General features: G+C 65.0%; 8 protein-coding genes and 2 pseudogenes. 4 read left to right on the top strand and 6 right to left on the bottom strand.

From position 1 onward, the window contains the following. Nucleotide 1: 1 nt before the first annotated feature. On the bottom strand, nt 2-961 hold the full coding sequence (gene glyQ, locus CN538_RS06810) for a glycine--tRNA ligase subunit alpha (protein ID WP_106420570.1): 960 nt from the start codon (nt 959-961) through the stop codon (nt 2-4). Nucleotides 962-1,113: 152 nt separating this feature from the next. Between glyQ and rfaD the strand changes: the two are divergent. The 4 genes and pseudogenes from rfaD (at nt 1,114) to CN538_RS06790 (ending at nt 5,500) form a co-directional block, all read left to right on the top strand. After that, nucleotides 1,114-2,083 (top strand): annotated as a pseudogene (rfaD, locus tag CN538_RS06805) (ADP-glyceromanno-heptose 6-epimerase). Continuing rightward, nucleotides 2,076-3,090, top strand: a pseudogene (gene waaF / locus CN538_RS06800) (lipopolysaccharide heptosyltransferase II). The pseudogenes rfaD and waaF overlap by 8 nt, the downstream one beginning before the upstream one ends. Before the next feature lie 64 nt (nt 3,091-3,154). Then, entirely contained in the window at nt 3,155-4,282 is a 1,128-nt protein-coding gene (locus CN538_RS06795) for a glycosyltransferase (protein WP_106418944.1), read from the top strand. Between the two features lie 246 nt (nt 4,283-4,528). Further along, entirely contained in the window at nt 4,529-5,500 is a 972-nt protein-coding gene (locus CN538_RS06790; RefSeq protein ID WP_164999525.1) for a hypothetical protein, read from the top strand. Here CN538_RS06790 and CN538_RS06785 read toward each other — a convergent pair. From CN538_RS06785 to CN538_RS06765, 5 genes are all read right to left on the bottom strand, one after another. After that, complete coding sequence (locus CN538_RS06785) at nt 5,497-6,981, bottom strand: sulfatase-like hydrolase/transferase (RefSeq protein WP_242495762.1); 1,485 nt, start codon at nt 6,979-6,981, stop codon at nt 5,497-5,499. The two genes, CN538_RS06790 and CN538_RS06785, sit on opposite strands and share 4 nt — an antisense overlap. Before the next feature lie 391 nt (nt 6,982-7,372). Beyond that, a complete protein-coding gene (gene ddlA, locus CN538_RS06780) occupies nt 7,373-8,470 on the bottom strand; it encodes a D-alanine--D-alanine ligase (RefSeq protein WP_106418941.1) in 1,098 nt (365 codons plus the stop codon). A gap of 261 nt (nt 8,471-8,731) precedes the next feature. Continuing rightward, nucleotides 8,732-9,613: an NAD-dependent epimerase/dehydratase family protein gene (locus tag CN538_RS06775; protein WP_340638283.1), complete on the bottom strand. Its 882-nt coding sequence runs from the start codon at nt 9,611-9,613 to the stop codon at nt 8,732-8,734. Between the two features lie 210 nt (nt 9,614-9,823). Next, entirely contained in the window at nt 9,824-10,915 is a 1,092-nt protein-coding gene (locus CN538_RS06770) for a glycosyltransferase (protein ID WP_242495621.1), read from the bottom strand. Then, a complete protein-coding gene (locus tag CN538_RS06765) occupies nt 10,909-11,697 on the bottom strand; it encodes a glycosyltransferase family 2 protein (protein WP_106418940.1) in 789 nt (262 codons plus the stop codon). The genes CN538_RS06770 and CN538_RS06765 overlap by 7 nt, the downstream gene beginning before the upstream one ends. Nucleotides 11,698-11,713 lie beyond the last annotated feature (16 nt).

The raw sequence follows: 11,713 nt of genomic DNA, 5'->3' as shown, positions 1-11,713 counted from the left end.
CTCATGCGTCTCCCTGAGTGATTTGCGATGTCTGCGCCAGCAGGTCGCGCCGCAGCGCTTCCGGTGCCAGCGGGAAGCCGGCCGCCTCACGCGAGGCGTAGGCGTGGGCCACGTCCCGCGCCAGCGTGCGCACGCGCAGGATATAGCGCTGACGCTCGGTCACCGAGATGGCGTGGCGGGCGTCGAGCAGGTTGAAGGTGTGCGAGGCCTTGAGGACTTGCTCGTAGGCGGGCAGCGGCAGATTGGCCTCGAGCAGCTTGTTGCACTCGCCCTCGCAGTGATCGAAGGCCTCGAACAGGTAGGGCACGTCGGCGTGCTCGAAGTTGTAGGCCGACTGCTCGCGTTCGTTCTGCAGATAGACGTCACCGTAGGTGACGCGGGTGCCGTCCGGGGCGATCGTCCACACCAGGTCGTAGACGCTGTCGACGTCCTGCAGGTACATGGCGATGCGCTCGAGACCGTAGGTCAGCTCGCCGGTGACCGGATAGCACTCGAGGCCGCCGGCCTGCTGGAAGTAGGTGAACTGGGTCACCTCCATGCCGTTGAGCCAGATCTCCCAGCCCAGGCCCCAGGCACCCAGTGTGGGTGACTCCCAGTTGTCCTCGACGAAGCGGATGTCGTGGACCTTGGGATCGATGCCCAGGCGCTCGAGCGAGCCGAGATAGAGCGCCTGGAAGTCTGCCGGCGAAGGCTTCATCACCACCTGGAACTGATAGTAGTGCTGCAGGCGGTTGGGGTTCTCGCCATAGCGACCGTCGGTGGGGCGGCGCGATGGCTGAACGTAGGCGGCGTTCCAGCTCTCCGGACCGATCGAGCGCAGAAAGGTGGCCGGGTGGAAGGTGCCGGCGCCCACTTCCATATCGAGCGGCTGCAGCACGACGCAGCCCTGTTCCGCCCAGTATTGCTGCAGGGCGAGGATCAGCCCCTGAAAGGTTTTCGCATCTGCCGTCGACTCTGTCATTGACTGCGTACCGTTGCCCATGAATTCGTAAGCCGCCAAGTATACAATTAGCGCTCAATCGGTTATAGGCACCGGCAGCAATCGGCCGAAGGCGAGGCCATGCCCTCGGGCCGCTGTCGGCATGGCCGAGTCGAGACAGAGAGGATAGCGACATGATCGTAGTCACCGGCGGGGCCGGCTTCATCGGGGCCAATCTGGTCAAGGCACTCAACGCGCGCGGCCGCCAGGACGTGATGGTGGTCGATGACCTCAGCGACGGCACCAAGTTCGTCAATCTGGCCGACTGCACGCTGGGCGACTATCTCGACAAAGGCGACTTTCTGGCCCGGGTCCAGGCCGAGCTGCGCGGCGAGATCGGTGGCCTGCCGCCGATCGAGGCGATCTTCCATGGGCGCCTGCTCGGATACCACCGAGTGGGACGGGCGCTTCATGCTCGAGAACAACTTCGAGTACTCCAAGACACTGCTGCGCTACTGCCAGGCCAAGCGCATTCCGTTTCTATACGCCTCTTCGGCGGCGACCTACGGCGGTAGCGAGGTGTTCGTCGAAGCGCCCGAGCACGAGAAGCCGCTCAACGTCTACGGCTACTCCAAGCTGCTCTTCGACCAATACGTGCGTGCGCGCTGGGACAGCTTCGATACCCAGGTGGTGGGCTTTCGCTACTTCAATGTCTACGGCCCGCGCGAGCAGCACAAGGGCAAGATGGCGAGTGTGGCCTTTCACCATCACAACCAGGTCCAGCGCGGCGAGAATCCGAAACTCTTCGGCGCTTGGGACGGCTTCGAGGCCGGCATGCAGAGTCGCGACTTCGTCTATGTGGGTGACGTGGTCGACGTCAATCTGTGGTTCCTCGACAACCCCGAGGTCTCCGGTATCTTCAATCTGGGCACCGGCCGAGCCGAGCCGTTCAAGGCGATCGCCGAGACGGTGATCGACTTTCATGCACGCCATGGCGGGACCCAGGGCGAGATCGAGTACATCGACTTCCCCGATGAGCTCAAGGGGCGCTATCAGAGCTACACCCGGGCCGATATCGGGCGCCTGCGCGAGGCGGGCTACCGTGGCGAGTTCAAGACCGTGCGCGAGGGCGTCACGGCCTATCTGGAATGGCTGAATGGCTGAGACAGCAAGCCGCGCGCCGCGGATCCTCGTCGTCGGCCCGTCATGGGTAGGCGACATGGTCATGGCGCAGAGTCTGTTCATGACCCTCAAGCAGCGCCACCCCGGCGCCACGCTGGGGGTAGTGGCGCCGGGGTGGTCGCTGCCCATTCTCGAGCGCATGCCGGAGGTCGACGAGGCCATTGCCCTCGATGTGAAGCATGGCGAGTTCGGCTGGCGCACCCGCCGCGAGCTCGCGCGCCAACTCAAGGGCCGCTTCGACCACGCCATCGTGCTGCCGCGTTCGCTGAAGTCGGCGCTGGTGCCGTTTCTGGCTGGTATCCCTAAGCGCACCGGCTTCACCGGTGAGCAGCGCTACTGGCTGATCAATGATCGTCGCCAGCTCGACAAGGGCGTGCTCGATCAGACCGTCAAGCGCTTCGTGGCGCTCGGGCTCGATGCGCAGACGTCGGCCCACGGCGATTTTCCCCTGCCGCATCCGCGACTGCGCGTCGATGCCGAACGCCAGGCAAGTCTGCGCGAGACGCTGGATCTCGGCGCGCGCGGCCATCGGTATGATGCCGGGGGCCGAGTACGGGCCGGCCAAGCAGTGGCCGCTGGCCTATTTCCGTGAGCTGGCCCAGACGCTGATCAGTCAGGGCCACACGGTGTGGATACTCGGCGGACCCAAGGATGTCGAGGCCGGGGAGACGATCGTCGAGGGGCTCGAACATGCCCGCAACCTGTGCGGCAAGACCCGTCTCGCCGATGCGGTGGATCTGCTCGCGGCCTGCGAGCAGGTGGTCACCAACGACTCCGGGCTGATGCATGTCGCCGCCGCGGTCGGCACGCGTATCCAGGCGCTCTATGGCTCCTCTTCGCCGGCCTACACGCCGCCGTTGAGCGATGATGCCCATATCCACTATCTGGCGCTCTCCTGTTCGCCTTGCTTCCAGCGCACCTGCCCGCTGGGCCACCACGACTGCCTGCGCCAGCTGACGCCGTCGCTGGTGCTTCGGGCGATGCAGTGACCCCCCGAGTCGCCATCGACGGTGGCTTTCAGGAGAAACGACTCATGTCTCAGCGCTGCTGCTGGTGTTACGCAAGCTCAAGATCGGTGGCATCGAGCGTGCCACCCTGGATCTAGCCAGTGTGCTGGTGCGCGAGGGGCACGAGGTGCACGTGCTCGTGCTCAAGGGCGGCCATGAGCTGGAGCCGACGCCCGGTGTCGTGGTGCATCGGGTCGACTTCGACAAGGACTTCCGCAGAACAGGTGTCGGCCTGCTCTACGACCTGTTCACGCGGGCACTGCTCAAGCAGCTGCTGCCGGGATCGGGTTTCGTCTGGCGTGGCTGGTATGGCGGGCGCTATCTGAAGCGTTTCGTGCAGCGCCTGGAGCGTGACTGTGGCCGCCTGGACCTGATCGTGATTCGGGGCCAGGGGGCTTTCGAGACCGCCTGGTCGTGGCGTGACCCGCGGCTATGGCAGGTCACCGAGTCGTGGCCGGGAGAGCACCGCGGCTGGCTGAGAGGGCGCTATCTGGCGTGCCTCTATCAAGGCAAGCGGGTGATCAGCGTCAGCGATTTCGTGGCCCGGCAGCTCGAGGTGCTATGGCAGCGCCATGGCATCACGCCGGCGCACAGCGTAACCATCCCCAATCTGTGTGATATCGAGGGCGTACGACGTCAGGCCGAGGCGCCGATCGAACTACCATCGCGACCCTTCATCGTACACGTATCTCGGCTCTCTAGGGTCAAGCGGCAGGATTGGCTGATCCGTGCCTACCACGAAGCGGCGATCGAAGAGGATCTGGTCATCGTCGGCGACGGCGCCAAGCGGCCAGAGCTCGAGGCGCTCGTCGACGAGTTGGGGCTGCGCCAGCGCGTTCACTTTGTGGGTAGCCAGACCAATCCCTATCCGTGGATGAAACACGCTCGACTGTTCGTCCTGAGCTCGCATAGCGAAGCCTTCGGTATCGTGCTGGCGGAGAGCCTGATCTGTGGTACACCCTGTGCCGCTATCGGGTGCCCCGGTGGAGTGCGCAACGTGCTCGTGCACGATCAGGCACGTCTGATCGCCGATGACAGTATCGCTAGCCTGGCGCAGAAGATTCGCGAAGGCCTGAACGAGCCGCCGGACCTCGCGAGCGACCCGGAGCTGGTCGAGCGCTTTCGTGATACCCGCATCATGCAGCAGTTTCTGGCCCTGCCCACGACGTCCTGATACTGGCGCGCGAATGGCGCTCGGCATAATCCGCGATAATGTCTGGACGGCGCTTGTCCGACTGCTATCCTAAGGGAAATTGAATAGCACCCTAATAAGGATGCTATATTTTTTGCCGCGCCGTGTTTCATGCGCTTGCTGGCAACGCCCCGAAGAATCGAGTCGATCATGTCCCGTAACGCCTGCCCCTCGCTGCCGACAACGGCGCCCGAGCACTCTCGCCATGGGTGGGAGCGAGAGGATGGTATGCGCGCGTCAGAACCGGCGATCGAGCAGACCGCTGCACGTGGGTTGATACGGTTGCGTGGTACCTTCCAGCAGGGCGTCGTACGGCCGTTGGAAACCGCTCTCTTCAGTTACTGGCAGCGGGGTTGGCCGGGCGGTGACTTGGTGGCCCGGCGAGGCCTACCACGCCGGGTGGTCGATGCGCGGCTGGGCGCTGCGCTGGTAGTCGAGATCGATCCGCGTCAGCTGATTCGCGATCGCAACGCCGCGGGCGTGGGCGGCAAAAAGAATCCGTCGTCGGCTTTTATCTGGGATGGCGACTGGGACCGCAGCCGGGGAGACCTGCGCTTCGGTTCACGCTATCGCTTCATCAGCGATCTGGATGAGAATCGCGACGATCTCACCCGCACCGAACGCTTTCGCCAGTATCGCTCTCGGCTGGCTGCGGGTAATCCCTGGCGCTCGCGCAGCCAGGGCCTGGTGCTCGACTCCGAAGAGAAGATCCTTGCCTATCTGCACACCTACCTAGGCTATCTCGACCATATGGCTACCCATGGCTTCGATGCCAGCCTTGGCAAGGATGAGTTGGGGGTGGCGGTGACCCGTGACGGCACGCTGCTCAAGATCAATCGCGGGCTGCATCGGCTGGCGATGGCCCAGCGGCTGGGTCTGCCGTCGATTCCGGTGCTGGTTCGCGCCGTCCATCGCCAGTGGTGGGAGCGCGTGGTCCAAGGCGCGCGGGGCGAACGGGCGCTGGCCCGGGTCGCCGCGGCGCTGCCAGGGTGTCTGCCGGCGCGCGAGCCGGGTGATCTGGATCCAACCCGTGGCGAGGAGCCCTTTAGTTGGCCGGCGCCGCGTCAGCAGAGATCGGCGCAGCGTCCATCACCTTGCGTCGCTTCCTATACACGCCTGGATAGTAGGCGCTTGTGTAGGGACGCGACGCGCGGCAGCGGTGAAGGGCATCAAGAGGAACGCGACAGGACGGCGTGCTAATTGACGCCGTTCCATAGCTCCTCCTGCAGCCGGTTCTCGCTACGCATGCGTTGGTTGAGCTCCTCCAGCGAGTAGCGCTCGACCAGCGTCGGCTGCGACGACAGTAGCGAGACGCCGAGGCCGGCGCGATGGTCGGGCACACCAAAGCCCATCGCCTCGAGCACTGTCGGTAGCACGTCGACCATGCTGGCCTGGCGTTCGACCAGACGAGGGCGCTGGTGCTTGCCCAGCAGGATCAGAGTATCTTCTCGCGGTCCGGCGATCAGCTGTTCCCAGGCTGAGTTCTTCATCGACAGGTGATCGCTGGACACCACCACCAGCGTGTTGTCGAGCAGGCCATCGGCATCGAGCCGGGCAATGAAGTTCTTGACCAGCCAACCAGTGCATTTCACCGAGTAAAGAATGTCGGAGCCGTCGAACGGCCCCTGATTGTCGCGGCAGGATTGTGACGGATGGCCGAACGGCGGATGCGCAGCCAGGGTCAGACCGAAGAAGGCGTAGGGTTTGTGGGCGTCGTGCAGGCGGCGGATGCGCGCCTCGGCCAGGCCCAGCAGGGTGTCGTCATAGAGTCCCCAATCGTTGAGGTAGTCCTTGGGGGCCCGATCCAGCAGCTCGTCCTTGCCCAGCACGGTATCGAAGCCGTGGCCGCGATAAAACTTCGCCTTGCCGGCGAACTTGGTGCTGGCGCCACCCATGAAGGTCAGCGCGTAGCCTCTGGCCTTGAGCAGGTCGCCCAGGCAGTCGACGCCGGGAAGCACGTCGGAGAGCGGCTCGAACTGGTTGTCGTGCATCAGCCCCGCCGGCATCAGCGGCACGCCGCACTGGCTGGCAACCATGCCGGCCATGGTCCAGCCGGTGTTGTCGAGTTGCTGAACGCCGTGGAAGACCACGCCACGTTGGCCCAGCGCGGCCAGGTCTTCGTAGGCATTACCGAAGCGCTGGGTATCGGCATAGGTGCGCTCGGTGCTCTCCAGATAGAGATAGATCAGATTGGGCGGCTGCTTCGGGGCGGAGACGATCTGCGGCGGACGATAGCGATCGGCGAGCCACGAGGCGTTGTCGTCGATCACCGAGGCGCCACGCAGCGAGAGTCCGAACAGCAGCGGATTGAAGGCGAGCAGAAATAGGCTGAGCACGCGCTCCCACAGGCGCCAGCGGTGGTCTGCGCGCACCAGCCAGGTCACGCATACCAGCATGAAGATGGCGGCGAGGGTGTAGATTGCGCCGGCGATCTGGCGGTCGGTGCTGCCGTTCTCCTCGATGCCAGCCTGGAGGTGGAAGATCACCGCGCCGAGATCGAGCTTGCCGAAGCTGTCGTCGAGATAGATATAGACCCACCACAGGGCCAGCGGCAGCAGCGACCAGGGCCACGCCCGACGCCGCGCCGCGCGCTGCTCGGGGGCACCCCAGCCGAAGCGATGGGCCGGTACCAGCCAGGCCAGCGCGAGCAGCGCCGGGGTCCACCAGGGCAACACCCACATCACCATGACCGCATAGCCGATGCAGAGTCCGATGTAAGTAAGTGCAAACCAACGTCGCGTATTGCGGGAGAGAGTCATGACGTTTTCGATCCGTGAACGTCCGCTGAGGCGCGGCACCCATCCCGGGTACCGCCTGATTGCCGTTGCTCGAGCGTGCCGGCTCGCGGCGGGTCAGGATGACTTTATCATGACCGTTCGGTGACCGGCTTCCTCGCCGACTTTGCGTAAGAATCTCAGAGGGTGTTTACAAATTCGGCGAGCGAAGGCCAGACCGGGGCGCGTAGCTAAGGCGAAATCGACCGAAAAAGCGGAGTTTACAGGGGATAAATGAGCATTTTGAGGTCGATTTCAACGCCGTATTGTCGAGCGCAGACATTTTGCAAACACCCTCTCAGTCGCGCGAGCTGCGTAGAGCTTCGTCTGCGGCGTGACGCGCCAGTGCCAGCTCGATCAAGCGCGTCACCAGCGCCGGATAGGTCACCCCGCTCGCCTGCCACAGCTTGGGGTACATGCTGATACGGGTGAAGCCCGGCAGGGTATTGATCTCGTTGATTACCACCTCGCCCGCCGGCGTCAGGAAGACATCCACCCGAGCCAGGCCGGCGCATTCCAGCACCTGGAAGGCGCGCACCGCGAGCGCTTGGATACGCTCGCTCGCCGCCTCTTCGATATCCGCCGGCACGGCAATGGTCGCGCCGTCGTCGATATACTTGGTGTCGTAGGAGTAGAAGCCCTGGGAAACCACGATCTCGCCGCAGACGCTGGCCTCGGGATGTTCGTTGCCGAGCACCGCGCACTCGATCTCGCGGCCGTCGATGGCGGCCTCGACCAGCACCTTGTGATCGAACGCCAGAGCCAGGTCCAGGGCCTCGGTGAACGCCGCGGCACTCTCGACCCGGCTGACGCCCACCGAGGAGCCCTGATTGGCGGGCTTGACGAACAGCGGCGTCCCCAGGGTGTCGCGCAGGGCCTCGAAGTCCGCTTCGCGGGCGCTGTGACGGGTATAGGTGACGAAGGGGGCAACCGGGATGCCGGCATCGCGCAGCAGCCGCTTGGCCACGTCCTTGTCCATGCCCACGGCGGAGCCGAGTACGCCGGAGCCGACGAACGGTAGGTTGGCCATGCGCAGCAGCCCCTGTAGTGAGCCATCCTCGCCCAGGGTGCCGTGGACGATGGGGAAGATCACATCGAGCTGATCGAGGACCTGGCGCGCCTCGTCGGCGGCGACCAGCTGTGAGCTGGCGCGGCCCGGAACCAGGGCGAGATCGCCCGCCGATGGGTTGAGTGCGATACGCCGCGGATCATCGGCATGGCGCAGGAAGTCATCGGCCGCATTGAGATGCCACCGCCCCTGCTTGTCGATACCGATGACGCTGACCGCGAAGCGCTCGCGGTCCAGCGCGTCGACGATGTTCTTCGCCGACTGCAGAGAGACTTCGTGCTCCGCCGACTTGCCGCCGCAGATCACCCCGACCCGAATTTTGCTCATGCCACCGCTCCGCTGATAGATCTGGTGAGCGCCTGGGGCGCCATCCTGCGCGCCATGATGCCACGTCGCCGTCCATTGCGCTGCCCGGGCTGATCATGGCCTTAGGGTTTGTACGAAAAGTCAGCGAGCGAAGGCAAGACAAGGCAAAAAATCGGCGAAAACGCGGAGTTTACGGAGTGTAAATGAGCATTCTGAGCCGGTTTTTAACGCCGTATTGCCGAGCGCAGGTAGTTTTCGTACAAAGCCTGGCGCCTCATGATGTCAGACACGATAGAAGCGCCGATACCAGTCGACGAAGCGTGCCACGCCCTCATCCACGCCGATTCGCGGGCGGTAGCCGGTGGCGGCGAAGAAGGCTTCGGTGTCCGCCCAGGTTCGCGGCACATCGCCCGGCTGCATGGGCTGGAAGTCGCAGCGTGCCTGGCGCCCGGTCGCCTTCTCGAGGGCGTGAATGAAGTCCATCAGCGCCACCGGGCTGCCATGGCCGATATTGTAGAGCGCGTAGGGCGGGCGCTGGCTGCCGGGGTCGGCATCGAGACTGCCTGCCAGCGGGATCACCTCGAGAATACGCGTCACCCCGGCCACGATGTCGTCGATATAGGTGAAGTCACGCTGCATGTCACCATGGTTGAAGACCTGAATCGGTTCGCCCGCCAGCAGCGCCCGGGTGAACTTGAACGGTGCCATGTCGGGTCGCCCCCAGGGGCCGTAGACGGTGAAGAAACGCAGCCCCGTCACCGGTAGACGATGCAGGTGGGCATAGGTATAGGCCATCAGCTCGTTGGCTTTCTTGGTAGCCGCGTAGAGACTGATTGGCTGATCGACGTTGTCCTGGGTCGAAAACGGCACCTTGGGGTTCATGCCGTAGACCGAGCTGGAGGAGGCATAGACCAGATGCTCGATGGCGTGATGCGCGCAGCACTCGAGCACGTTGAGATGGCCGCTGATGTTGCTGTCGGTGTAGGCGTGGGGATTCTCGAGCGAGTAGCGCACGCCGGCCTGGGCGGCCAGATGGATCACCCGGGTGAAGCGTTCGCGCGCGAACAGCGCCTGCATGCCGTCGCGATCGGTCAGATCGCAGGCGACGAAACGCACGTTGGCATAGGATTCGAGATCGGCGAGGCGCGCGCGCTTGAGAGCCACGTCGTAATAGTCGTTGAGATTGTCGATACCGACTATCTCGATCCCGCGGGGCCAACTGCCTGGCCACGGCGTGGCCGATGAAACCGGCCATGCCGGTGATGAGTAGCTTCATGGTGTCGTCTTCGGTGCCGGCGCCTTGTTGGTGCCCGCCGTCCGCTCATTGTTTTGTTCGTGGCAGCGGGCGCGGTCACGCCTGCCGCCTGCTTGAGGTCAGGTGCCGGGCGACTGTGGTCCGCGCTCATCGAGGATGCGCCGATAACACGCCAGGTAGGCCGCGCCCATGGCTGCCGGTGTGAACGCCGCCAAACGCGCACGGGCCGCCGTGGCCAGCGCCCGGCGCCGTGGCGGATCGTCGAGCAGCCTCGCCAGCGCCGCGCTCAGGGCAGCACCGTCGGCGGGCGGCACCAGCACCCCGCTGACGCCATCCTCGATCAGATCCGGGATGCCGTCGACCCGGCTCGCCACGATCGGCACGCCATGGTCCATGGCATCGAGCAGCGTCGAGCCCAGGCCCTCGTTGCGCGAAGGGAAGGCGAATAGCGTCATGATCTCGAGATAGTCGCCGACGTTGGGCTGGAAGCCTTCCCAGATCACGTTGTCGAGATCCCGGCTCTCGGCCGCGAGCGCATCCGCATCTTCACCCTCGCCGAGCAGCAGGAAGCGCACCTCGGGGTGACTTTCACGCAGGCGGCGGGCGGCGTCGAGCAGGATCCGCTGGCCCTTGTGGCGGTCGACCAGCGCGCCGATGTGGCCGATCACCGGGTGACCGGTGAAACGCTGGCGCAGCGCCGCGACCCGCGCCGGGTCGCTGTACTGACCGGAGAGCACGCTGGGGATACGCTCGACCGGGCACCAGGCGCGCTGGCGCAGGTGGGTCTCGATCACCGAGGAGATCGCCACGGCGCGGGCCGCAGCACCATAGGTCAGGCGGTTGAAGGGTTTGTCCTTGACCGGCTGGGGCACGCGTCGAGTGAGCAGGTAGGGCGTGCCGCGCAGGCGCCCTTCGAGCCAGGCCCAGTGCACCGCCTTGGCTTCATGGGCGTGGACCAGACTGGGGCGCGGCCCACGCAGATGCCCGGCCAGGGCGTGGTCGGCATCGATCAGTTGCACCTCCGGGGTTGTCAGCTGCGTGCGCAGCGGTGAGTCGCGTCGGCATACCAGACTCTGGGTGATACCGCCTTGGGCCTGTCCGAGCTGTGCCAGCGCCTCGATCAGCAGCAGCGTCTGGCGCTCGCCGCCACGAAGCCGCGGGCGAGATTGACGTGGCGTACATGCAGGGGGTAGCCGGCATGCGTTCACCACACCTTGTCGAAATCTTCGGCGTCGCGCACCCGGGCGTCACGCTGGAGTTCGAGCAGTTTGGCGTACTTGAGATAGGCGTTGACCGCCGCGGAGAGCGATACCGAGAGGCCGTCCAGCCCCCCCAGCATGCCGCCCTGGAACAGGTACTTGCGCACGAAGGCATTGGCACCGTGCAGCGCCGGCGAGCCGGCATTGGCGCGCTTGCCCTTCAGATACATGATCTTGGCGGCACGGTTGGAGAAGCGCCCGCTGGCCTTGCCGAACAGCTCGCCCAGGTTGGCGAAGGAGTAGTGCTCGAGATCGGCATCGAGCCGGTGCGGCTGGTGTGCCTGTACCGAGGCGTGCTGGCGCGAGTCGGAGAAGGCGCAGCGCTGGCGATCGTAGAGTCGCAGACAGTAGTCCGGGTACCAGCCGCAGCGCTTTACCCAGCGACTGCCGATGAAGTTGCGCCGGCGCAGGGCGAAGGCGTCGTGCGACGTGTTCTCGAGATCGAGGGCGCCGATCGTGGCCACCGCCGCGTCGGTGAGACGCTCGTCGGCGTCCAGCGACAGCACCCAGCGATGGCTGGCGGCTGCCGGGCCGACGTTCTTCTGCGGACCGTCGCCCAGATAAGGCTGGTTGATGACGCGCGCGCCGCAGGCCTCGGCCAGAGCCACGGTGGCATCGCGCGAGCCGGAATCGACCACGATCAGCTCCTGGCACACGCGTCTCAGCGAGGCCAGGCAGGCTTCGATGTTGTCCGCTTCGTTGAGCGTGATCACCACGCCGGTGATATTAGCCATGGCTGTATCCTGAGTC

The sequence above is a fragment of the Salinicola tamaricis genome (genome assembly GCF_003006155.1).
GTDB lineage: Bacteria > Pseudomonadota > Gammaproteobacteria > Pseudomonadales > Halomonadaceae > Salinicola > Salinicola tamaricis.
Note: the sequence above shows the minus strand (reverse complement) of the source record. Positions and strands in the feature narration are given on the sequence as shown.